The 22828-nt window shown below is 60.7% G+C and carries 19 protein-coding genes and 1 pseudogene; 6 read left to right on the top strand and 14 right to left on the bottom strand.

The features are described 5' to 3' along the window. Positions 1-122: 122 nt before the first annotated feature. Positions 123-1208 carry a helix-turn-helix transcriptional regulator gene (locus tag ACTHN9_RS20755; RefSeq protein ID WP_440538657.1) on the bottom strand — a complete coding sequence of 362 codons (1086 nt, stop codon included), beginning with the start codon at positions 1206-1208 and terminating at the stop codon, positions 123-125. A 116-nt stretch (positions 1209-1324) separates the two neighbouring features. On the opposite strand from ACTHN9_RS20755, the gene ACTHN9_RS20750 reads away from it, so the two are divergent. Beyond that, positions 1325-3301, top strand: coding sequence for a cell wall anchor protein (locus ACTHN9_RS20750; RefSeq protein WP_440538656.1), 1977 nt, complete (start codon positions 1325-1327; stop codon positions 3299-3301). 118 nt (positions 3302-3419) lie between these two features. Here the strand turns inward: ACTHN9_RS20750 and ACTHN9_RS20745 are convergent, their stop codons facing one another. From ACTHN9_RS20745 to ACTHN9_RS20710, 8 genes are all read right to left on the bottom strand, one after another. Continuing rightward, positions 3420-3830, bottom strand: coding sequence for an SMI1/KNR4 family protein (locus ACTHN9_RS20745; RefSeq protein ID WP_440538655.1), 411 nt, complete (start codon positions 3828-3830; stop codon positions 3420-3422). 13 nt (positions 3831-3843) lie between these two features. Then, positions 3844-4431, bottom strand: coding sequence for an HNH/ENDO VII family nuclease (locus tag ACTHN9_RS20740; RefSeq protein WP_440538654.1), 588 nt, complete (start codon positions 4429-4431; stop codon positions 3844-3846). Beyond that, positions 4428-7703 carry a helicase HerA domain-containing protein gene (locus ACTHN9_RS20735; protein ID WP_440538653.1) on the bottom strand — a complete coding sequence of 1092 codons (3276 nt, stop codon included), beginning with the start codon at positions 7701-7703 and terminating at the stop codon, positions 4428-4430. The genes ACTHN9_RS20740 and ACTHN9_RS20735 overlap by 4 nt, the downstream gene beginning before the upstream one ends. A 5-nt stretch (positions 7704-7708) precedes the next feature. Further along, positions 7709-8650 carry a hypothetical protein gene (locus tag ACTHN9_RS20730; protein WP_440538652.1) on the bottom strand — a complete coding sequence of 314 codons (942 nt, stop codon included), beginning with the start codon at positions 8648-8650 and terminating at the stop codon, positions 7709-7711. Further along, the gene (locus ACTHN9_RS20725) at positions 8647-10773 is read right to left on the bottom strand and encodes a dynamin family protein (RefSeq protein WP_440538651.1); all 2127 of its coding nucleotides are present in this window, start codon (positions 10771-10773) and stop codon (positions 8647-8649) included. The genes ACTHN9_RS20730 and ACTHN9_RS20725 overlap by 4 nt, the downstream gene beginning before the upstream one ends. Positions 10774-10888: 115 nt before the next feature. Further along, positions 10889-11815: a dynamin family protein gene (locus ACTHN9_RS20720; protein ID WP_440538659.1), complete on the bottom strand. Its 927-nt coding sequence runs from the start codon at positions 11813-11815 to the stop codon at positions 10889-10891. 196 nt (positions 11816-12011) lie between these two features. Then, on the bottom strand, positions 12012-12320 hold the full coding sequence (locus ACTHN9_RS20715; RefSeq protein ID WP_440538650.1) for a hypothetical protein: 309 nt from the start codon (positions 12318-12320) through the stop codon (positions 12012-12014). A gap of 31 nt (positions 12321-12351) precedes the next feature. Then, entirely contained in the window at positions 12352-12576 is a 225-nt protein-coding gene (locus ACTHN9_RS20710; RefSeq protein WP_440538649.1) for a hypothetical protein, read from the bottom strand. 483 nt (positions 12577-13059) lie between these two features. Between ACTHN9_RS20710 and ACTHN9_RS20705 the strand changes: the two genes are divergently transcribed. Together ACTHN9_RS20705 and ACTHN9_RS20700 are read left to right on the top strand one after the other, a co-directional pair. Continuing rightward, on the top strand, positions 13060-13386 hold the full coding sequence (locus ACTHN9_RS20705; protein ID WP_440538648.1) for a hypothetical protein: 327 nt from the start codon (positions 13060-13062) through the stop codon (positions 13384-13386). 67 nt (positions 13387-13453) lie between these two features. After that, positions 13454-14458, top strand: coding sequence for a lysozyme inhibitor LprI family protein (locus ACTHN9_RS20700; RefSeq protein ID WP_440538647.1), 1005 nt, complete (start codon positions 13454-13456; stop codon positions 14456-14458). Between the two features lie 61 nt (positions 14459-14519). Here the strand turns inward: ACTHN9_RS20700 and ACTHN9_RS20695 are convergent, their stop codons facing one another. The 5 genes and pseudogenes from ACTHN9_RS20695 to ssuD form a co-directional block, all read right to left on the bottom strand. Beyond that, positions 14520-15563, bottom strand: coding sequence for a sulfate ABC transporter substrate-binding protein (locus tag ACTHN9_RS20695; protein WP_440538646.1), 1044 nt, complete (start codon positions 15561-15563; stop codon positions 14520-14522). Between the two features lie 83 nt (positions 15564-15646). Then, positions 15647-16612 carry a sulfonate ABC transporter substrate-binding protein gene (locus ACTHN9_RS20690; protein WP_440538645.1) on the bottom strand — a complete coding sequence of 322 codons (966 nt, stop codon included), beginning with the start codon at positions 16610-16612 and terminating at the stop codon, positions 15647-15649. 85 nt (positions 16613-16697) lie between these two features. Beyond that, positions 16698-17552 (bottom strand): annotated as a pseudogene (locus ACTHN9_RS20685) (ATP-binding cassette domain-containing protein); the annotation flags it as partial. Further along, a complete protein-coding gene (gene ssuC / locus ACTHN9_RS20680) occupies positions 17549-18370 on the bottom strand; it encodes an aliphatic sulfonate ABC transporter permease SsuC (protein ID WP_440538644.1) in 822 nt (273 codons plus the stop codon). The gene ssuC and the pseudogene ACTHN9_RS20685, both read right to left, overlap by 4 nt. A gap of 14 nt (positions 18371-18384) precedes the next feature. Then, a complete protein-coding gene (ssuD, locus tag ACTHN9_RS20675; RefSeq protein ID WP_440538643.1) occupies positions 18385-19545 on the bottom strand; it encodes an FMNH2-dependent alkanesulfonate monooxygenase in 1161 nt (386 codons plus the stop codon). 267 nt (positions 19546-19812) lie between these two features. Here ssuD and cysT point away from each other — a divergent pair, with 267 nt between their 5' ends. Genes cysT through ACTHN9_RS20660 form a run of 3 tightly spaced genes read left to right on the top strand, consistent with a single transcriptional unit; the run spans position 19813 to position 22700 of the window. Then, positions 19813-20709, top strand: coding sequence for a sulfate ABC transporter permease subunit CysT (gene cysT / locus ACTHN9_RS20670; protein WP_440538642.1), 897 nt, complete (start codon positions 19813-19815; stop codon positions 20707-20709). After that, positions 20706-21626: a sulfate ABC transporter permease subunit CysW gene (cysW, locus tag ACTHN9_RS20665; protein WP_440538641.1), complete on the top strand. Its 921-nt coding sequence runs from the start codon at positions 20706-20708 to the stop codon at positions 21624-21626. The genes cysT and cysW overlap by 4 nt, the downstream gene beginning before the upstream one ends. Before the next feature lie 15 nt (positions 21627-21641). Beyond that, positions 21642-22700 (top strand): sulfate/molybdate ABC transporter ATP-binding protein, encoded by a 1059-nt coding sequence (locus ACTHN9_RS20660; protein WP_440538640.1) that lies wholly within the window; start codon positions 21642-21644, stop codon positions 22698-22700. Positions 22701-22828: the final 128 nt, after the last annotated feature.

Below are 22828 nucleotides of genomic sequence, written 5' to 3'. Positions count from 1 at the left end.
GGGGTAGGTTGTTGTGATCTAAACGGGGTGACCCGATGGGGGAACGCGCGGACGGGTTGCGCCCGCGTTTGCCGCCTCGCTTTTGGGCGACGAGCGGATCCGCGGCTCGGCCATCCCCCGAACTAAACCGCGCGCGGCCGGTAAGCGTCGGCTAGCATGCGCGCCTCGTCGGCGAACTCCGCACGCAAGTCAGCCGGCTCCATCACTTCGACGTGAGGCCCGAAAGAGCGGATCCACCAACGCAGGCGGTGGCTCGATGTGACAGTGCCCGTCACTTCGAGCCCCCCAACCAGCCGCTGCACAGTTTGATCGTCCGATATCCGGGATTCGAGCAAGTGGTCCCCCGCCCTGCCGCGAAAACGCAGTCGCAACTTGACCCGACCATCCGGAAAGAAATCGAACTGGCGTTGGCGCTTCACATAGTCATCGAGCGAGAACGTACCAGGATAGGCAAACGACTCTTCCTGCAATACGGCAGCGGTCATTCGATCAAGCCGGTATAGCGTTGGTTCTTGCTTTCCCTCCGCGCCACTGACGAGATAAACGAGGCCGCCCACTTCCACGAGACCCAGCGGCAACAACGCCCTGTCACTGTCCGACTCGTCGCCGCGCTTGCGATACCGGATATGCAGCTTGCGCTCATAAAACAATGCCTGCGAGACCGCTGCAAACACTTCGGGGTCAATCGACGGATGCTGGAGCGGAAAGGCAGCGGGCTCGACCGCCACTTTAGACAACCATCTTCCGTGATGCTGCGGACCACCCGCATGAGTCCGAGTGAGTTTATCTTCCGCGACATCGAACATGGCTGAGAGCGACTGTGCGATTAGGACAGGTAGCTGCCGCGACGAAAAACGTCGGAGCACCTGCAAGGCCAGCGCTTCGTCGAAGCGCATCATCGCACCGGCTTTCGCCGCCATTCCGCTGGCGCCGGCCCGCTTCTTCCAATAGAGCATCTTGCCGCGAGGCTCGCAGTAGATGAAGCCCTGCGCCTCGAGCGCTTGCAAACCTCTGAGCGCGGCCTTGTTGTAGCCGAACGGCAGGCCCGCCCGCGCAAGCACCTCACGAACCTCAGACGTCGTGATGCCCTCCACGCCCGGGCCTTCGGTCGGTATCACCGCAATGATTTCCGTGTCGTACTTCCCCAATTCCCTCACCCCGTTTGCCGTAATTTCGGCGAGTCTGGCATGAGAAGGACCTTGTTTCAAGCGACGAGCATTCGGACGCAAGTTGTCTCGGTCATCGGCGACGATCTCCCGTGCACTAGGCGCATGGGCTGCAAATAGCAAAGCCCATCCAAAAACTCACTCGTGTCGAGGCAAACTTGAAGAACGTAGGCAATGCGGGGATTTTTAAGCTGACGCTCTGCGCGTCGGCAGCAATATGGCTGGCCGCCTGTGGTGGCGGTGGATCGAGCTCGAGCAGTTCCACCGGCTCGTCCGCAACGACCGCCGCCGCAGGTTCGATGACGGGTACCGTTGCCGTGGGCACGGCGCTCGCTAAAGCGACCGTCACAGTCGTTGACGCTAACGGCAATACAGCGACAGCGACATCGGGCAGCAACGGCACATACAGTGTGTCGCTGTCGGGGCTCACCGCGCCGTTCCTGATTACCGCAACCGACCCGTCGGGCGCGTCGATTACCCTTTATTCGGTAGTTGGCAGTGCGAACACCCCGAGCGGCGCACCGCTGAATGCGAACGTGACGCCTTTGACCACGGCGGTCGCGGCCCTCATAACGGCGTCGGGCAACCCAGCCGACCTTTCCGGAAATCAAAGTTCCATTACGCCGTCCGCCATTTCGGCGGCAGAGGCGACGCTCGATACCGCTATCGCGCCCATCCTGACGGCGAACGGTATGCCGGCGAACTTCGATCCAATCGGCACGACCTTCACGCCCGATCAGACGGGCGCCGACGCAGTCATCGATTCAATCGCCGTCACACCCTCCGCCAGTGGCGCTGGATTACAAATTACCAGCCTCGCGAATGGGAACACGCCGATTGCACTCAACAGTACGACGACCGTTTCAAAGCCGCTCGCGGCACCTAGCGAAGCTGCCAACTACCTAGCAAAGTTGCAAGCGTCGTTGGGCGCCTGCGTGGCGGGTACGGCCTCGGCTTGTTCCATCGCTATCGACGCGAGTTATTTGAACAATGGCGACACCACGGTTCAAACCAGCCATGCTAACTTGTTTGCGCCAGGCACGACGCTCGCCGGCATTAAGACGCTTGCCTTCCTGCCTGCAGGAACCCTGCCCGCCATAGCGAACCCCGCAGCGTTAGTGAATCTCATCTACACCGATGCCAGTGGGAATCAAAACTTCGCGACCGATGTTGTACAGAAAACCGCAGCCGGCTGGGATCTGATCGGCGACCAAGTTCAGTACAACATGTCGATCGCATCTTTCGTCGGGCGTTTGCAATATACGGATTCCGTCGAGGCCGCGAACAGTCGCTACGAATCCGGATTGAACATCCAGATCCCGCGCGGTATCGCGATCGATGGCGACGATGTGATTTCGGCGGTTGTGACGGGGCCGGGGCTACCCGCCTCGGGCGTTATTCTGATGAGCGGGCTGACCGGCACCGTTGGCAACAATCTGTTGTTCACATCGGGCGAGGCCTCTGAGCCCATCTATAACTGCTCGAACAATCCATGTTCCGCTACAGGGCAGACTGTTGCGCCGAACGGCGGGATTACATCGCAGTACAAGTGGGATTGGATCGGTCTATCCGGCAACAGTGTCACGTCGCCCGGCACGCCAGACTATGCCGCTCAACCGGAAAAACTTTCGTCGATTCCCGAATACGCCGCCTATACGGTCACGTTCTACGACGGCAAGGGAACGCAAATCGGTACGCCTCAAGTTATCGTGAACACCGCGCCAATCGCCGCTGCCGCATCGGGCAAGTACGCGCCATGGCAGACGCTCGGCAGCGACATCATCTCAGATTTCCTCACGGCAAGCGGCACGGACACTGCCGTGACCAGTCTCGTGACGGCGACAATCGATTGGACGGTTCCGCAGGGAGCGAGCTACCCCAATCCCTCACTAGTATTTCGTACGTTGTCCACCGAGCAGTTCATTAACGGCGTCGAGAGCTATCGCGCGCAACCCAACACGGCGATCAGCGCGGCCCAGCCGACTGTGAACGGGACAAGCTACGCCCAAAAGCTGTCGAGCATGGTCGACGAAATTTCTAGGCCCATCCATCCGGACTCGACGGCTTACCTGCAACTGGGATGGCAAACGGCAAGCGGCTTTTACAGCAACGCCTGGCAGTATGGGCACCCGTGAGCAAGCTTTTTCAGGATCGTAGCGACTAACTTATCGATTGGAAAGAAAAAGGGATTCGTGACCGATTACGAATCCCTTTTTCTGTGATTAGCTACATTTTGGTTCGACAGCAGTTCCGTTAAGCGTCGCCAAAGACGTATTGGGCGATGAAGGGCTCCAAGCCCGCGCCGACGACCTTGACTACGCCACCGTTCGGCGTCGCCCACTGGACGACGTGCGCGGCGCTGTTGTCGTACAGGTAGTACTGTCCATCGCCTATCTCCATCAGCGGGACGTTGCGAGCTGGGTAAGCCGGATCGCGGCTCAGATCGGCGTACGCTTTGAAGACATTCAGGTAATAGTCGTCGGGCACGCCGAGCCCATACAACTCATGGGCGCCGTGGATGATTACGCCGAACGTAGACAGGTACTCGCGATACTCATCCGACACGGAAAAACCGAGTCTCTTTTCCAACAGGGCGATGCTGGCCGCGTCAGCCGGACGCGTCTTTGCATGCGCGCCCGCCACCAGTCGTTCGATATCTTTCATGGGATTCTCGCAGTCAAGCCTGATTATGGATCTGTCCGGCTCTCGCCTTCCAGTACTCTTGCCGTTCCTTGCCGAAATCGCTGCGATCGATCTCCGATTCCTTCAGCTTGTTGTGCAGCACGTTGTCGTTGCCACCCTCCCGGTGCTCGGTGCGCGTGAGTTCGGCGAGCGGCGAATCCGGCTTTTGGCCGACATGGTGCAACTCGATCGGGTTGCCCTGCGCGTCGAGCGGAGCGCGCCCCTGCTCCATCCGTTCGAGATTCGTATCGCCGAATAAATCCTTCTGATCGAGGTCGATGTCCGTACGAACCAGCGCGTCCTTGCCGTTCACCTGCTGCGGTTCGAGTTCAGCCTCGAGGTAAATGTTCGCTTCCGCATCGGAGCCGATTGCCTCGATGACGGAGTCGGGAAACCCGGCCTCTTCCATTTTCTCTTTCGTTTCGGCGCTCACCGGCGCAAGCTCATGGCGATTTTCTTGCGTAAGAAAAAACGGCTTGTCGAGATCCTCCGGCGCCAACCATTGGCTCTCCGTGTTCTCGGCCAGCTCGCTCAACTTGCACGGTAAATCCGTTCCCTCCAGGGGAAAGCTTTCGATATTCAACTTGCGGCTCCCTTGTCAGCGTCCGTGCGCCATGCGGCGTAAATGGGGTAATGACTTTCCTTCTGAAGACGGAAATCTTGCATCATGCAGTGCTGCACGGCCCACGACACCGCGGGCGTCAAACCCTGCACATGGTCTGCAATCCATGCTTCGAACCGGCCACGCAGCGCCGCGAAATGGTCCGCTTCGCGAATCGCTTCCGTCACCTCGCCACGGCATCCGAGAACGTCGACGACAAGCCGGGCAAGCACGCTGAACGATTCCTGCCGCCACAACGTCAGCGGCATCCCCTTCCGCGCTTCGTTCAATGCAGCGTGAAACGCGAGTTTCGTTCGTGTCGGTAGCGTCAGGCGGCGCAATCCTCTTTCGATCTCGCTCAGGTCCGACGCAGCCGGCGTCCGTACGCGGCTCGCCAACAATAGGTTCAGCAAATGGCCGTTAAACGCCATGGCGCTCGATGCGTCTTCGCCGGACGGCCGATAAACGTAACGTGAAGCTCGCCCCTCGAATCGATCGATCTGGCACAGCACGGGCTCGAGCCAGTCGTTCTGATAGACAATTGCTACACCGCTCGGCAGACGCGCGATCTCATCGAGCTGATCGTCGCGCAGTCCGGCCGATTTGCCAAGAAGCCGCCTATCCGCCTCCTCAGGCAGACGCATGATGATCTTCGTGTTCGTGTTGCGAATAGCGGCGATATCGACTGCGTTCGGCGACTGATCGACGATGATGAAGCCTTCGCCATAGGTTCGCATCTCGGCAATACCATTGACCAGCATCTCGACTGCTTTACCAACGACGTTACCGCCTTCTACGCCCCCCTCCGACGACGAGCGCTTGAGAATGTTGTGTGCCTCCTCGAGCACGGTCACATGACGCAGCGGCCTGTTCATGCCGTCGCCCGTCATTCGGTGTTCGTTCAGGCGCATAACGAGCAGGCCCATGATCAGCGCTTTCGTTTCGGCCGAGCCAATACGGCTCAGATCCACAATCACGTTACTGTCGAACAGCAATTCGCTGTCGATTTCGTCGGTGCAAAAAATCTGGCCGTTCAGCCCGTTCGTCAGCGAGCGGATCCGCGTCGACAAAGATCCGGCGTAGTTGCCTTTCAACTCCTGAGACCAGGCGGAATTGGCGATCACTTGATCGAGTGCGTCGAGCAAATCGGCGAAGGTCGGGAACAGCATGTCATCGTACCGGTTCATGGATGACGACAAATCCCACCCGCACTGCTCGTATGCACGCAGCACTGCGTCCTTCAGTACCGCCGGCATGGCGGCGTACATGGGCCAGCAAACGTTGAATATCTCGACCAGCCGATCCACATGCTCGAGCACATGGATTGCGGGGGGAAACCGGAACGGGTTGATCCGCAACAACCTACTATGGGCTGGATGCGTACCGAGCACCGTTACGTCGTCGCGATGGCCGAACACGTGTCGATACTCGCCCTTGACAGGCTCGATCACGAGGAACGGCACACCGGCTGCATTGATTTGTTCGAGCATGCCGTACAGCGTATTGCTCTTGCCGGCCCCGGTCGATCCGCTAACGAATACGTGGCTCGAAAGCTGGTCGAGATCCAGCGCGATCGCTTGCGGCAGCGTTTCCCAGAGATGCCGAACCTTGCCGAGCGTCACCGCACGTCGGCTACCGCTCTCCCCTAAAGAGCCATTGATACGCTGCACGCGTCGCCCGAACGCCTGTGTTTCGACGATAGCGACCGTCGACGTCGAGCGGCGCGGCAAGCTCAGTTGAATCGCCATTTCCTTCCCCGACACGAGCGTCGCAGGTGTCAGGCTGTCCACTGGAATGCGTTGAGCGAAGTCGGGGCGCAGTTGTGGATGGCTCAACGCTCCCAGCCAGTCGATCACCGCTTTCTTACGTTCCGATTGCCAGGTCGTTACGGCAAAGTCTTCCTGACTGGACTTGCTGCCGCGAATCAGCCCCAAGAAAAGACTGGCGAGCGATTCGGAAGTCGCAGCGCCATCGCCGATGAAATAGGCAGCAGAATGCCAACCGCCGTAGGTTTTTGCCTCGTCGATGCGGTCTAGATGAGAATCGATCTTCGCCAACAGTTGAGCGATACCCTTGTCGGTTGTCTCGATCGATATCTGATGGCTCGAACCGGTCACTCGACTCAGTGTGCTGTTGTCGGTCACGCTCGATGCGTCGGTGACGGATCGCGTCTGCGATACGGCTTCGCTCGCCGAATGGGTGTAACTCTCGTTCTGGCTCTGGGCGACCGAATAGCTGGTGCTCTCACTGCGTTGTTCGCTGAACTGAGCAGCTGCCAGCGATCCGATCTGCATCCCGACCATCGCCCCAGCGGGGCCGCCTAAAAGGGCGCCAAGCGCTGCGCCACCGCCAACCGCCCCAAGCGCGATGGCTTTCGACGTCGCGCTCTGCGAGGTCGATGTCTCAGACGTTCCGTGCGTTTCCGTCTTCGACGTGCCGACGGTGTCCGACGTGCCGCGCGTCTCGGTCATGCCGAGGCTTTCGCCCAGCGATCGGCTGATCGACCGGCTAATGCCGATGGCGACGCTGTCGCTCTCCTGCGAACCGAACGCAATCTGCTGCTTGTGCAGCGGCGACAACTGCGTGGCAGCAAGCTCGTAGCCGGTACGAATTCGGTCCAGCGTTCCTGGGCTGACAGGCTCCGCCAGAATGATGGCTTGGTAGACCCGATTTTCCGCAGCATCGATAAACCGTTCGAGTCCCTGCATGAAATGCTCGCGGTTCTCCGTCGAGAGTGCCGGCACACCCGTCACCGCAGTCACGCTGGTTCCGCTGCGGCCCCCTTCGACATGCATGGCGTCGAGTATTGCATCGACTTGCTTTCCATCGAGCGGCACCAGCGAACTGCCTGCGAAGTGGCCGCGGAATGTCTCGCGCAACAATGCACCCGCGTTGCGTCCAAGTGCGCGGCCCGGTTCGCTGCGTGTGCCGATGAAAAGTTCGGTTTCGACACCGTTCGAGCGCAGGAACAGAAATACCGCGTGCCCAGCGGCACCCAACGCCGCATAAGCAGCCGTGGCGCTTTCCAACACGGATTGCACGTTGCTGTGAACAAGACGCTCGATCCGGAAAATCCGGACGTCGGTTGCAGGATTGAGTGCGATTCCGCTCTGCTCGAAAACATGCACCGGATAGCGCCCGAGTTCCGATAGATAGCTGCGATTGATCAGTGCGCTGGCCGCGGCCAGCGTCTGCACGGCAGTCGCGGCAGCTTGCGAATCCGACTCGAGATGAGGTTGCGAGGTAGTCGACATACGCATTACCTCGTCCACGTCAGCAGGATGAGCGCGGCCGCCAGCGCCCCCCCGACTATCAGTGCAATCTTCAGCAGCGACCGGGATACTCGATGCGGTGGCTGCTGTTGCTGCGTCCGAGACCCCGATGTCTGTGACTCACGCTGTCGTTGCGTGAGCGGCGGCACATTGGAGCTTGCCACGGAGACAACCGGTGCGGCCGTGAGCGTCGTGTCATCGATGACGTCGTCCGTCGGCACAAAACCGGGGGTATTGCGCTCGCGCAAAAACATGCGCACCTGGACCAGATGCCGGTAGCGGTCGGCTGCGAAATTCGTCTTCAGATAGACCGTTTGCCTGTCGTAATAGTCTGGTGTCCAGTGACTGCTGTCTGCGTCCAGCGGGCCTGCGAAGGCTTTTTCCCCGTATGGCTCGCACAGGCCCGGAAGACGCTCCATCGCCCATGCCAGCGCATCCAGCATGTGCTGGCCGCTCAGCCGGTTGTCGTTTAGTTCGAAACCGAGGGCGCTGCGGGCCGTCGACAGTTCGCCACCATCAACGAATTTGCGGAGATTGGCGGACGGTTGGTAGGGAGCGCTGCTTTCAGACAATTCGCTCTGAACGTTCATGCTGATATCGCTCGCTCGATGGACGGGCTCGCATGGCGTGAATCCGCGGTACTGCCGCGCTCGAAAATACTCCCTTACTTCGATCAAGTGGTCAAGACGCCGCCGAGAGAAATTGAATTCCGCAAACCGCTTCTGAGTACTGTAGTAACGGGGGTTCCAATGCAGCGTATTGCTGTCGATTTCCGGGCACACCTCGTCTGCACGATGCGCGATCAACAAATCGGGCCGCTCCAGCTGCGCATGCGCGATAAACTGCCGCAGCTTCTGCCCGTCGATGTGCATGTCATCGAAAGCCGCAAGTATTTCCCGGCGCGCCCGGTCCATGAGATCGGCGCTCATACAGCCAACGTCTCGTCAAGCTGCATCTTGAAACGAGCAATCGTCGCCTGCAGCCTCTTCGCCCGCGCGATGGACTGCTCGCGCTCCTCGCGCTCGGCCACCTTCTTAGACAGCGACGACAGCATTTCGTCAAGGCGCGGATCCAGTTCTTCGCTCATGAGCGCAACGAAACGATCGATCAAACTTTCCTGTTTCGAACGAATCTGGCCGCGCGCGTCTCCGATCAGCTTCACGAATTCCGCTTCGATTAAGGTGTGACGCTCCCCCCACACCTTGTTCAATTCGATGTAGCTCTCGTTGCCATGCACGGCCACGCTCTTTTTCCGGAACCAAGAGAGCGGGTTGTACCAGATGCTGTCGCTTTCTTCGCGCATGCCTACCACGACGCTACGACTGCCGACCTCGGCGTCGCGGATCGACAGGTCGACGGAAATGCCGCCAGCGCTTTGCAAGACCATCTCAAATATCGGTAGATCGAGCGCGCCGCAGTCCTTGAACAACGCTGCCATCCTCGCCTGGTATTCACGGTTAAGTTCTTCGCTAGCCCATGCTTGGCATTTCGCGAACGCCGCCTCGTAGTCGTTAACAAGCGCCTTGAATTCGAACCGAATCCGCGCTTCCGCCTCCTCGATCAATTTCCGCCCACGGTCGACGGGAACGTCGCCGTTGCGGAACTGTTCGGCCAGTTGTCGAAGGATCCTGGTCGGACGCATCTCCAATTCCGTCAGGTGCTCCAGCACGTCATCCGGGAGGATCAAGCCACTTCGCTTGATCTCCTCGCGAAATGTGTTGGCGTCCAGCGCCCTTTCCTTGTGCTCCTGCAACCGGCGAATGTGCTCGTTGATGCTCTGCAACGCTTGCTCGTCGAGATCCAGCGTCTCGTCCAACCGCGCCTGCATCGATCCTATCTCGATCGCTTTCGTCAGCGCGTCGTACGCTCGTTTTACTCGGTGAGGAAAAAAGTACTTGTCGATATATTCATCGATCATCGACTCGACGGCTGGTAGCCCGCTGCTTTGCATCAGCGGCGACAAGCCTCTGTCAGCGAGATTGCGGCGAACACGGGAAGTGATCGGCATGTACTGCAGCATGTTCATCGCCGGTTCTTCGCGGAACAAATCGGTTTTCTCGCGCAGAAAGGCGCCCTCGGCACGCGTGTGCTTGTCCGCGGCTTTGCGAAGCAAGCGGGTGAGATTCGCCGATATCGGGTAGACAAGCGGATTATGGATCCCGTTCTCGCTCAGATATGAGCGAACCCGATTCAGCACCGACGGGATGTCTTCCTTCTCTGGATCGAAATCGTCCATCTTGTTGACGACGAAGACAAACCGGTCCTTGCTCTGCTTACCCCCTCTTGCCATGACGTCCGCGACGAGTCCCAGCAGATGCCGGTCGTCATTGGTCCCAAGCTGAGTTCCGTTCAGCACATACAAGATCAGCGGGTTGCGCACCGAATCCTGGATGAAGCTCATTGTCCGGATCTGGTGCCTATCGTCTTGGCTGTTGTTCGGCCCAGGCGTGTCGGTAAGGACGAGACGAACGTGATCGCGCTCGCGCACGCCCTTGATGTTTCCCGCGATCTCGATCTGATGCGTGTCCTTTTCCTTGTTCCATCGCTCGATGTCGTCGTACGTCGCGTTTTCGAGCCGTTCCAGGATCTGTGCCCCGTCTCCCCTGCGGACAGCCTCGAAACGTTCGCCGATCGACTCGTCGTCCGCGATCCTGACGATCGTCGCGGTCGTAGCCTCATTGGCGGCAGGCAACAGGTCGCGGCCGAGCATCGCGTTGATCAGCGTCGACTTGCCCGATGACATCGTCGCCACGACATAAACGTCGAAATCGCGATCGAATGACTCATCGAGGGCGAGCTTGATCGCGTCGTTTCTACCTATGTAATGCGCGAATTCCTCGTGCGCGCGCACTTCCTGGATCAGCGCGAGAATCGCAGCCTGGCGTGCTTCGCTCGATGCGGCTTGGCGCCAATCCAACTTAACTCTCGCGCCGCGTGCCTCGGCTGCTTGCACCGCTTCAGCGATATCGAGAAAGTCAGACTCGACACCGGTGAAGACAATTTCGTAATCCTCGTCGCCGTTGAACAATTCAGCCAGCTCGTCGAACAGCATTTCGACCCACGCCTGCAAGCGTCGCTCTTTGTAACTGGACAGCTCGCATCCGGGGGCGGGAAGCTGACCATTGATCAAGAATTGCGTATCGACCGTAAAGGGATTGTGGATGATTTCAATTCGATTCATGTCTGGCAAGCAAGCTTCGTTTGTGTTGCACGAGCGTTTCCACCGTGCGGATCCCGCTGAGCGTGACCAGCCGCTTCAGCGCGCTGCGTTCAGCCGATTGGGGGCGATGCCGATGCGCAGCGATGGATTCATCGAGGCGATCCACTTCGCGAAACAGTCGTGCGCGGACGATGTCAGGCACCATCGCCGCCTCGATCACCCGCCGATCTTGGGCGTCTGTCGCCTCCAGCGCGCGTCGCAGCCTTAAACGCTGCACGCGGGTCAATTCATCGCCGTTCAATGTTTTTCTCGCATACAGCGCCACGTCGGCAACGGTCGGAATCACGACTGCGTTGTCAAAACCCGCATCGACCGCATAGCGATGCGCGCTGCGCACATAAGCATCGACTGTCTCTCCTTTGTCCGAATCGAGCAGATCGACCTTGTTCAGCAGAAAATAAATCGGCACTTCGGGCCGGCTCTCTCGACGCAACATATCGAGGTACGCACGGTCATCAGTCGTGCCGATTTGGCCCGCGTTCAATATGTAAAACAAGGCGTCGAACGACGCTTGTCTCAGTGCGGTTTGCGCGATCAGTCCATGCCGTTTATCACGGCTGTTGTTTGGCCCAGGGGTATCGTAGAGAAACAGTCCGGACGCCACTCGCGTGGCGCTAGGAAAGCACCCTGTCACAGCAATGCTTGCGATACGCGGATCCGCGTTCCACTCGCGCATGAGTTCCGTCGACGCTTTTCGTCGCCCGTGAAGAAGATCGCCCGACTCCGCATAACAAGCGGCCGAAAACGACCTACTCTCCTTGCGATGCTCGACGCGGGTCACGGTCGCTGTCGTTGCCTCATTAGCCGCGTGCAACAGTTCGCGCCCGATCATCGCATTGATCACCGACGACTTGCCGGCGCTCACCGTCGCCATCACCATGATTCCGAATGGGGACACACGTGAGCGACAGCGCCCGCCGCCTCGTCGCGCACACTTTATGGCTGGCATGACGGCCGGCTCGATTGCGGCCGAAAAAGCTTGCCGTTGCATATGCTCGGAATGCCCTTTCGTGGTGAATGCGCGGATTGCGCCGTGTGGCACCGAACGAACTCCCGTAACGTCGGCCCAGCTAAGGACGGCTCCCGGTTGGGAACGGCCAGGCCGCCGCGGGGTTCAACGCGGTCTTGACCGTCGATGCCAGCGCCGTTGATGCCGCCGCCGCTTGCGGCGCCAATGGCACTTTGTGCGCACCCTCATCGTTCGCTTGATTGCTTTGCGCGGCTAACTCGGCACCAAAGACCTGCTCCGGCGTCAACTCGTACTCACGAACCAGTTTCTGAACCTGGGCAATCACCTCGTCCAGTTCTGCAAGCCGGGCTTGTTCGGCCTGGGCGGCCATTGCTTCGGCCTGTGCCTTCAACTCCTGATATGTCGCCACGCTTCCTCCATCGGTATGCAACGTTAAGCAATCACTTGCTCACTGCTTGTTCACGAATTCTGTCGATATATTTGCCGACCACCGCCGTGCCCACCACTGCGGTGACAAACACGATCGCAAACGCGGCAAGATGCTCGAGAGGCGATGCATTGTTATTGACGATCATCTGGGTACCTTTCAGGAAGTCGGTCGGCGTAAGCTGAGGAACGTGCCTACCACGATAGCCCGCGTTCGGGACAAATGCTGTCCAGATCATCGCGGCCGCTCGATATGCTTTCGACTCGCACCTTTCAAATGCGCGCAACACTGCCTGACCGGAAGATCATGGGACGCAGCACTCCCGGCACCAGTTCTGCCCGGTCGCCTTCAAAATGAATCGCCCCGTTCTTCTTACTGGTCGCGGCAACTGCATGAGGTAACGGCACCGACCCGATTTTCTTTAGGGTAGCGCTAAGAGGATGTCGAAGTGTCCGCCTCGCGGCGCGACGGTAGCCTTCCAAGTGCTGCGGCACCGATTTGGAGATGTCGCCCCCAGCATCCTTGACGACAATTAGGAATAGCCGTGGCGGCGATTTGTTCGAGCTTGGCGCATTCTCGATGCGCTTATCGACGCTCGTTGCCCGGTGGAGTACCATACTTCGCCGTTGCGGACCAAAGGGTACCGGCACGGCGGTGGTTCAATGAACTCGGGGGTCGAGACTGTGTGCTCGGCGCCGCAGCTAAGCACGGATAAGTCGGAATGGGACAAGCAAAACAGCGGGGCACGAAGGAGCAACGCGTCGCACAAGCACAGGCCAAGGTAGACGCGCTGCGTCCCGAAAAGCTGACCTGTGGTTCGTGTAAAACGGGGTTCACGGATTTTCAGGCGCTGGATACGAGACGAATGAGCGGAATTCACGCCGCGTTCGGCGGCATATGTCCGTCGTGCGGGGAAACCGTGCTCGCGTTTAGCGGGGAACAAGAGGCCGTGGCGAATGCCATGATCGCTTGGCAAGATGCCATGGAAAGCGAAGGCAAGCTCGGCAGGCAATCTCGAGACGGCGGGCACGTACCGTTCGAAGAATAGAATTCCGAGGATGACAGCTCGCTTTCGGCACTGAAAAAGTCGCGTGAGTTAGGGAAGGATTGATCGAATGGTAAAACGCATTATCCCAGCCGTCCGTCTGTGCTTGACGCTTGCTATTAGCGCCGCGCTGCCCACCTTGGCGTCCGCCGCGAGCTTCGACTGCGCTGCGGCGCGAACGCCGATCGAACACGCGATTTGCGACGACGCACAACTGTCGGCGCTCGACAGCGAGTTGGCGGCCGCTTATCAGAGCGCAATGAAAGGACAAGGCGATGCCGCCGAGCAACTGCGCGCCCAGCAACGGGCCTGGCTCCGTTCGCGCTCCCCCTCCGGAACGGTCGATCTTGCGGCGTTGAAGGCGGCCTACCGTGCCCGCATCGATGAATTGAAGGCGTTGCCGGTCTTTCCGGGCCCCGACGCACGCGTTGCCGGCCCCACGTTTCGTTTGACGAAAGCCGCGAAGCAGCACGATTTCATCCTGCGCATGCTCCAAGCCTGTCCGGCGCCGGATCATTCCGGCGACTCGACGTGCGAGGGTCCCGCGCAATTGCTGATCTACGCGAAAGGGCAGTCGAAGTTGGCGCAGACGATCAACCTGGCCAACGTTTTTGTCACGCTGCCGCGCAACGGCGACGGGCCGCTCGTCAACTCGGCACAGCTCTACGATTATCAAGGCGTGCTGAACGTCGGCGACTTCAACTTCGACGGCAACGAGGATTTCGGCATCCAAACGGGCAACGAAGGCAGCTACGGTGGCCCGAGCTATGACGTCTATGTGTTCGATCCGAAAACCGCTCGTTTCGTCTACAACGATGCGATGAGCGAACTGATCCTCGAGACGCTTGGTTTTTTCGACGTCGATCCCGTGCATAAGCGGATCCATACCTGGGCCAAAAGCGGGTGCTGCTATCACGAAGCCACAACCTACCGTGTCGAGCGCGACGCGCCGGTCGCCGTTGCGCGGCATATCGAGGACGCGCAAGGCAGTGGCGACAAAATGAAAGTGACCGACGAAGCACTCGTGAACGGCAAATGGCGTAGCAAGGTTCACTACGAACCGATGCCAAATTGACGACTGGATCGGCGAACCGACTGCTCGATGGTCTTGGGCTTACCGCCCAACATAACCCGGCCTAGCCGCGCGCATAGATGCTGTCGAACACGCCGCCGTCGGCAAAGTGCCGCTCTTGCGCCGCGCGCCAACCGCCGAACTCGCCATCGATCGTATAAAGCTTCAGGCTCGGGAAATTGCGTGTGAGTTCGGTCGGCACGGTTTTCGAGCGTGGGCGATAGAAGTGCTGCGCGGCGATCCGCTGCCCCTCGTCGCCGTATAAAGACTCGAGATAGGCCTTGGCCAGCTTCTGCGTCCCGTGCCGCTCGACGATTTTGTCGACCCATGCCACGGGTGGCTCGCACAGAATGCTGGATGACGGCACGACGATCTCGAATTGATCGGCGCCGAATTCCTTGATCGATAAGAACGCTTCGTTTTCCCACGCGATGAGAACGTCGCCCTGGCCGCGCTGCACGAACGTCAGCGTCGCGCCGCGCGAGCCCGAGTTCAGGATCGAGACGTTCTTGAACAGCGCTTCGACGAACGCCTTTGCCTTCGCGTCGCCGCCCCCCGGCTGGTGCACCGCGTGACTCCATGCGGCGAGATAGTTCCAGCGCGCCCCGCCCGAACTCTTCGGATTCGGTGTAATCACGTTGATTCCAGAGCGAGTGAGATCGTCCCAATCGCGAATTCGCTTCGGGTTCCCCTTGCGCACGAGAAACACGATGGTCGACGTATAGGGGCTCGAATTATCCGGCAGCCGCTTTTGCCAGTTCGGCGCAATCAGCCCACGGTCGGCGATCGCATCGATGTCGTAGGCGAGCGCGAGCGTCACGACATCGGCTTGCAGCCCGTCGATGACCGAGCGGGCTTGACTACCCGAACCGCCATGAGACTGCTCGAAGCGCGCGACCGTGCCTGTCTGCGCTTGCCACTTTTTGCCGAATGCGGCGTTGTAGTCTTGATAGAGTTCGCGAGTCGGATCGTAGGAGACGTTCAGCAGCGAGGGGCCCGAGCTTGCATGCGCAGCGCGCGCGAAGCCCAGCGACGAAGCCGCCGCAACCGTCAATCCAGCGAGAAATGTACGCCGGGACGGCGAGGGAAGCCGAGTATCGAATGGCATTGGCACTCCGTAGTGTGGTTGTTTCGTGAATGAGTTTTTAATGAGCGATCGGCATGAGCCGAGTACATCGCTAGCACGCACGCTCAGCGCGTCGGATGCCATACGGCCGATTCGACGTCGATTTGCTTTGGAACGAGTTTTAGATTGAAGAAGGTATCGGCGATGCGCTGTTGACTGCGTACCGCTTCGGTATCGAGCGCCTTGACGCCGTACGACGTATGGCTCAGCGAACGCTGCGCCACCGCAACTGGCAGGCCGATTTGCGGCGCGACGATCTCTGCCGCTTCTCGTTGGTGCCCGCCGATCCAAAGGCTTTCCTCGTTGATGCGCGCGAGCGCGAACTGCAATGCATCGGCGTGCGCATCAGCGTAATCGCGCGCTGCGATATAGAACTGGTGATTGTCGGCCACGCCGCCCTGTCCATCCGCCAACACGCGAGCGCCCGACTGAGCGATGGCCGCTGCCGCATAGGGGTCCCAGATCACCCATGCATCGACATCGCCCTTCTCGAATGCCGCATAGGCGTCCGACGGTTTGAGGTAAGAAACCTTCACGTCGTCATAGCTCAGATGCGCCTTTTGCAGCAGGCGCACGAGCAGATAGTGCACGTTCGAGCCGCGATTCAATACGATGAGCTTGCCCTTGAGCTGCGCCAGCGTTTCGATCGGCGAGGACTTCGGCACCAAGAGCGCCTCGCCCTCCGGTGCAGCGGGCTCGACGCCCACATAGGCCAGCTTGGCGTTCGCCGCCTGTGCGAACACCGGCGGTGTTTCGCCGACGGCCCCCAGGTCGATGCTGCCGACGTTCAGCGCCTCCAGCATTTGCGGTCCGGCGGGAAACTCGAGCCAGCGAACGGCAATGCCGTGTCGATTGAGCGCGTGTTCGAACACGCCCCGGGCCTTGACGATGGAAAGCACACTGCCCTTTTGCCAGCCGATCCGTATGTCGGTGTCGGCTGCATGAGCGGGCGTTCGTATGAAGGCGAAAAGTAAGGCGGCAAGGGCCGCGAGCGCGCGTACCGCGCGATTGCGTTTGAATGAATGCATCATCGAAAGGACTCGGGAAACGATATGAAACGCTTCATGCGCCGGATAGCCGGCGCATGAAGCGGAAGCGGACCGCTCTTGTTCAGGCGGTGAGCAAACGCGACAACACCGAGCCCTCGAGTTCGGCGAAGCGCGTCGACGTGCGCACACGCGGTCGAGTTAGATCGATCTCTTGGTCCATCGCGACCCGTCCCGCTTCGAGCAGCACGACACGGTCGCCCAAGGCAACCGCTTCCTGTACGTCGTGCGTGACCAGTACCGCGGTAAACCGATACTCGTGCCAGAGCCGGCCAATCAGCGCGTGCATGTCCATCCGAGTCAGCGCGTCGAGAGCCCCGAGCGGCTCGTCGAGCAATAAAAGTTGCGGCCGGTGCACGAGTGCGCGAGCCAAGGCGACGCGCTGCCGTTGGCCGCCGGACAGTTGCGCGGGCCAATCGTGCTCGCGCGCTAGCAAGCCGACGTCGTTCAGGACCGCACGCGCATCGTCGCGGCCGTGCCGGCCCAAACCGAGCATGACGTTCTGCAAGACGCTCTTCCACGGCAACAAGCGCGCATCCTGGTACATGATCCGCGTATCGAGCGCGCCGCCCGTTGCGCTGGCTTTGATGAGCGCGCCGTCGCTGGGTTGCTCCAGCCCCGCGACGAGGCGCAGCAGCGTAGACTTGCCGCAGCCGCTGCGCCCCACGATCGACACGAAGCTGCCCTGCGCGATGGCGAGGTCGATGCGATCGAGCACGATACGCTTGCCATAGCGCTTGCTCACGCCGCGTAGCAAGACGACAGACGATGCGTCGGCACGGCTCGACGGTGCACGCGCCGGTTCGCCCGATACGCGGTCCGCAGCCGCGGCGCCATGGCGGCGATACGTGGACGTCAGTTCCGTTTCCAGATCGGCGCCCGCGATCGTGCCGAACGAAGAAGCACTTAGGATCGTCCCGGTCATGCTTGCTCTCCTGATCGATAAGCGGGATGCCAAGGCAACAAGGCACGCTCGAGCGCCTTTGCGAACAAATCCGCCAGCTTGCCGAGCAATGCATAGAGCAAGATGCCAACCACTACGACATCGGTCTGTAGGAATTCGCGGGCATTCATCGTCATATAGCCGATGCCCGCTTGGGCGGAGACCGTCTCCGCCACGATCAGCATGACCCACGTGAGCCCAAGCGCGAAGCGCACGCCTACCAGAATCGACGGCAATGCGCCGGGCGCAATGACATCGCGATACAGCGCGAAGCCGGTGACGCCGTAACTACGCGCCATCTCGACGAGTCCCGCATCGACCGAGCGGATGCCGTGGTACGTGTTGGTGTAGACGGGGAAGAACACGCCCAGCGCGACGAGAAAGAGCTTCGCGCTTTCATCGATACCGAACCAGAGAATGACGAGCGGAATCAAGGCAAGCGCCGGGATATTGCGGATCATCTGGATCGTCGAATCGAGCGCGACATCGGCGCGCCTCGACAGTCCGGTCGTCAAGCCAAGCGCAAGCCCAATTGCGCCGCCGACGGCAAAGCCGCTCAGTGCGCGCCAGGCACTGATTTTCACATCCGCCCACATTTCACCGGATTGCATGAGGCCCCAGGCTGCGCGCACTACAGCCAGCGGCTCGGGCAGCACGCGAGCCGACAGCTCGCCGGTGCGTCCCGCGATTTCCCATACGAGGACGAGGGCGATGGGCACGAGCCACGGGGCCAACGCACGAAGCACGGTGCGGCCGTCGAACCATCCAAGATGCCCAAGAGGCGATCGGGTCGAAGTCATGAACGCGGCCTCCTTCAGCTCTGACTGGCTTGCGGAAGATAGTGGTTGGCGACGACCTCGCCGAAGGGGCCCGAGATCGGTCCGATCCGAGCGGACGGGTTGCGCCCTCGATCGATAAGCGGAAACACGAGTTCGGCGAAGCGATAGGACTCTTCCAGATGCGGATAGCCCGACAGGATGAACGTCTCGATCCCGAGTTCTGCGTACTCGCGCATCCGATCGGCCACCTGCTGTGCGCTCCCTACGAGCGCGGTGCCCGCCCCTCCGCGCACGAGACCGACGCCGGCCCACAGATTCGGATAGACCTCGAGCGTTGCGCGCGTCCCGCGCCGGCCGCCGTGCAGCGCGGCCATGCGGCGCTGTCCTTCCGAATCCATGGCCCCAAGCGCCTGTTGCGCACGCGCGATAGTCTCGTCGTCAAGGCGGCTGATGAGGCGCTCCGCATCGCGCCAGGCTTCGTCTTCGGTTTCGCGCACGATGACGTGCAAGCGAATGCCGAACTTCACCCGTCGGCCTCGAGCAGCGGCTCTTGCTTTCACATCGGCGATCTTTTTCGCGACATCGGCCGGCGGCTCGCCCCACGTGAGGTACGTTTCAATGTGCTCGGCCGCGATCTGGTGAGCGGCCGGCGACGAACCACCGAACCAAAGCGGCGGATGCGGACGCTGTACGCTCGGATAGAGCAGCTTGCCGCCCTTCGTACTGAGGTGTTGCCCGTCGCGGTCGATACTGCCGCCTTCATGCGCCGCGGTGAGCAACTCGCGCCAGATGTGCAGGAATTCGTCGGTGATTTCATAGCGCGTATCGTGATCGGCGAATACGCCGTCGCCCGCGAATTCGGCCGCGTCGCCGCCCGTGACGACGTTGATCAGCAAGCGGCCGCCGGAGAGCCGGTCGAACGTCGCGGCCATGCGCGCCGACAAGGCAGGAGACGAAAGCCCAGGGCGAATCGCGACGAGAAACTTCAGGCGCTCCGTCACCGGAATGAGGCTCGAAGCGACAACCCACGCGTCCTCGCAGGAACGGCCGGTCGGGAGTAACACGCCCTCGTATCCGAGGGTATCCGCGGCCACGGCAATCTGCCGAAAATAGTCGTAAGTGGCAGCGCGCGCGCCTTCGGCCGTGCCGAGATAGCGGCTATCGCCATGCGTGGGAATAAACCAAAACACTTGCATCGCTGCTCCTACGAGTCGGGCTTGGGACGTCGGGCCAGTCTAAGTTCCGCATGACGGATTTCGAACCAACGCTTTCTGCTTTGATTTCCACAATTTTCGAAAAGCGGCCTCGGTTGATCGCGCAGGGGCATGCAGTCGCTCGTCGCGATGCAGACAGGGGCGCTTATCGAAATTGCATATATAGGAATGAGCAACCGTTGGTTTTGCATATCACGCGTTCTCGATAGACTCGGCCCGGTGTTGATAAAACGGGGTTGAGTGACGAGCATGGCCACGTATCTGTTTCGCAAGCCAAGCGCGCTGCCCGGCTTCCGGCTGACGCTCTCGATCGCATTGGGTTATCTGAGCCTTGTGGTGCTGATTCCTCTGGCCTTTGCGTTCTTCAAGGTCTCGACGCTCTCTTTGCCGCAGTTCGTCGCGGCCGTCGCATCGCCTCGCGTGGTGGCGTCGTACCGGCTAACATTCACTGCAGCGCTGCTCGGCGCACTGATCAATGCGGTTTTCGGTTTCATCATCGCCTGGGTGCTCGTGCGCTACGCGTTTCCGTTCAAACGTCTTGTCGACGCGGCCGTCGATCTGCCATTCGCACTGCCTACCGCAGTAGCCGGCATCGCGCTGGCAGCGTTGTATTCGCCCAATGGGTGGATCGGTGCACTGCTGGCGCCGCTCGGCGTGCGTGTCGCCTATACCCCGCTCGGCGTATTCGTCGCATTGACGTTCATCGGCTTGCCGTTCGTGGTGCGTACGGTGCAGCCGGTGCTCGCGGAATTCGAACGCGAGCAAGAAGAGGCCGCCGCGTGTCTTGGTGCGTCGCGTTGGCGAACGTTTTCGCGAGTCGTTCTGCCGGCCATCGTGCCTGCCTTGATGACGGGCTTTGCGCTTGCGTTTGCGCGCGCACTCGGCGAATACGGCTCCGTGATCTTCATAGCCGGTAACGTACCGATGGCATCGGAAATCACCTCGCTCGTCATCGTGACCAAGCTCGAACAATACGACTATGCAGGCGCGACCGCTGTGGCCGCCGTGATGCTCGCTGCTTCCTTTGCCGTCCTCTTGCTCGTCAATACGTTGCAATGGTGGCTGCAACGACGCATCAGTCGGGCGTCTCGTGCCGTGCAAGCGCGCTTCCCGTCCGCGATGGCCGTGGAGGCAAGCGCCCAATGAACGAGCGTACCTATACCGTCCCCTTCGTCGAAGATCGGCGCCGCGCGACTGGCCGAGTGGACCCGGTCGGCGAGCCGCTCGCCGCACGCATACTGCTCATCGGCGTGGCGCTAACGTTTCTTGCACTGTTCCTTGGATTGCCGCTCGTGGCCGTGTTTGCCCAGGCGTTGAGCAAGGGGCTGGGCGTCTACTTCGCAGCGTTGGCCGACCCCGATGCCCGGGCCGCGATTCGGCTGACGTTAACCGTCGCCGCGATCGCCGTTCCGCTCAATCTAGCGTTCGGCATCTGCGCATCCTGGGCCATCGCGAAGTTCGAGTTTCGCGGCAAGGCGCTGCTCACGACGTTGATCGATTTGCCGTTCTCGGTGTCGCCCGTCATTTCGGGGATGCTCTACGTACTCTTGTTCGGCGCTCAGGGGCGATTCGGTCCATGGCTCGACGCACACGGCGTCCAAATCGTGTTCGCGGTGCCGGGCATCGTGCTGGCCACGATATTCGTGACGTTTCCGCTCGTCGCCCGAGAATTGGTTCCCCTCATGCAAGCGCAAGGCAACGAAGAAGAGGAGGCCGCGCGCGTGCTTGGCGCGACCGGCTGGCAGATTTTTCGCAGAGTCACGCTGCCGAACGTCAAGTGGGGCGTGCTGTATGGCGTGATTCTCTGCAACGCGCGAGCGATGGGCGAGTTCGGGGCCGTGTCGGTCGTCTCGGGCCACATTCGCGGGCGAACCGACACGATGCCGCTACACGTCGAGGCGCTCTATAACGACTACAACATTGCGGCGGCGTTCGCAGTCGCGTCGCTGCTCGCGATGCTCGCACTGGTCACGCTTGCCGTGAAATTGATCGCCGAGCGGCGTGTCGCCGCCGAGGTGGCAGCCGCGCACGACACGCGCGCGCTACCGGGCACGCAACCTTGACGAGGCACCGCACTCATGAGCATTACCGTACGTCATCTGCAAAAGCGTTTCGGGCACTTCAGCGCGCTCGACGATGTGTCGCTCGATTTTCCGGCGGGGGAACTCGTTGCGCTCGTCGGTCCCTCCGGTTGCGGCAAGACGACCTTGCTGCGCGTGATCGCCGGTCTCGAACAGGCGGACGCGGGGCATGTCCTGTTGCATGGAGAGGACGTTGCGGCCGTCGGGGCGCGCGAACGCGAGGTGGGTTTCGTGTTTCAGCACTACGCGCTCTTTCGCCATATGACGGTGTTCGAGAACGTCGCGTTCGGGCTGCGGGCTCGCGCGCGACGAGTACGTCCCAGCGAGGCCGCGATTAGGGAGAAGGTGCACGCATTGCTCGGCCTCGTTCAGCTCGACTGGCTAGCGCAATCGTATCCGACGGCGCTATCGGGCGGGCAACGGCAACGGATCGCCCTCGCGCGTGCGCTGGCGGTCGAACCGAAAGTCCTGCTCCTCGACGAGCCGTTCGGCGCGCTCGATGCGAAAGTGCGCAAAGAGTTGCGCGCTTGGCTGCGCCGGCTCCACGACGAATTACGCATTTCGACGATTTTTGTCACGCACGACCAAGAGGAAGCGCTCGATGTGGCCGATCGGATCGTCGTGATGAATCGCGGCCGAGTCGAGCAGGCCGGCAGCCCGCAGGCGGTCTACGATCACCCCGCCAATGCGTTCGTGTGCTCGTTTCTCGGGGCTGCGAATCGGTTGGGCGGTGCGGTGCTCGCCGATGGCTTCGTCGCCGAGGGCGCCACGCTACCCGTTCGGGTGGCGGCCGATTTCACGGGGCCGGCGCACGCGTATGTGCGCCCGCACGATCTGTTACTCACGGCGGCGATCGACGAGCGGCATGCGGGCATTGCCGTCGATGTGAAGCGAGTCGTTTCGCTCGGTGCGGTCGTGCGCGTGGAACTGGCCACGCGCGGTGGGCAGCCGCTCGAAGCGCAGGTCGAGCGAGACGCGTGGGGCGCGCTGGCATTGAAAGCCGGCGACCGCGCGGTGGCCGTGCCGCGGGCTGCGCGGGTCTTTCCGATACGTTAGGGGATGCCTTAAACGAAACCCCTATGCCGTTTTCCGTACCCTGCCGACGAAATAAAGCGAAATGTGTCCGCGCAGGCTGGTGGCATCGAATCCCCATGGAGTAGGATGCTATCGGATGCTCAAGGATC

The organism is Trinickia sp. (genome assembly GCF_051953405.1).
Classification (GTDB): domain Bacteria; phylum Pseudomonadota; class Gammaproteobacteria; order Burkholderiales; family Burkholderiaceae; genus Trinickia.
Note: the sequence above shows the minus strand (reverse complement) of the source record. Positions and strands in the feature narration are given on the sequence as shown.

Coding starts and splice junctions, on each gene's coding strand:
- ACTHN9_RS20745 (WP_440538655.1), bottom strand. CDS start 3,830: ATGAAAGATATCGAACGACTGGTGGCGGGCGCGCATGCAAAGACGCGT.
- ACTHN9_RS20735 (WP_440538653.1), bottom strand. CDS start 7,703: ATGTCGACTACCTCGCAACCTCATCTCGAGTCGGATTCGCAAGCTGCC.
- ACTHN9_RS20730 (WP_440538652.1), bottom strand. CDS start 8,650: ATGAGCGCCGATCTCATGGACCGGGCGCGCCGGGAAATACTTGCGGCT.
- ACTHN9_RS20725 (WP_440538651.1), bottom strand. CDS start 10,773: ATGCTGTTCGACGAGCTGGCTGAATTGTTCAACGGCGACGAGGATTAC.
- ACTHN9_RS20720 (WP_440538659.1), bottom strand. CDS start 11,815: ATGGCGACGGTGAGCGCCGGCAAGTCGTCGGTGATCAATGCGATGATC.
- ACTHN9_RS20710 (WP_440538649.1), bottom strand. CDS start 12,576: ATGATCTGGACAGCATTTGTCCCGAACGCGGGCTATCGTGGTAGGCAC.
- ACTHN9_RS20705 (WP_440538648.1), top strand. CDS start 13,060: ATGGGACAAGCAAAACAGCGGGGCACGAAGGAGCAACGCGTCGCACAA.
- ACTHN9_RS20700 (WP_440538647.1), top strand. CDS start 13,454: ATGGTAAAACGCATTATCCCAGCCGTCCGTCTGTGCTTGACGCTTGCT.
- ACTHN9_RS20695 (WP_440538646.1), bottom strand. CDS start 15,563: ATGCCATTCGATACTCGGCTTCCCTCGCCGTCCCGGCGTACATTTCTC.
- ACTHN9_RS20690 (WP_440538645.1), bottom strand. CDS start 16,612: ATGATGCATTCATTCAAACGCAATCGCGCGGTACGCGCGCTCGCGGCC.
- ssuC (WP_440538644.1), bottom strand. CDS start 18,370: ATGACTTCGACCCGATCGCCTCTTGGGCATCTTGGATGGTTCGACGGC.
- ssuD (WP_440538643.1), bottom strand. CDS start 19,545: ATGCAAGTGTTTTGGTTTATTCCCACGCATGGCGATAGCCGCTATCTC.
- cysT (WP_440538642.1), top strand. CDS start 19,813: ATGGCCACGTATCTGTTTCGCAAGCCAAGCGCGCTGCCCGGCTTCCGG.
- cysW (WP_440538641.1), top strand. CDS start 20,706: ATGAACGAGCGTACCTATACCGTCCCCTTCGTCGAAGATCGGCGCCGC.
- ACTHN9_RS20660 (WP_440538640.1), top strand. CDS start 21,642: ATGAGCATTACCGTACGTCATCTGCAAAAGCGTTTCGGGCACTTCAGC.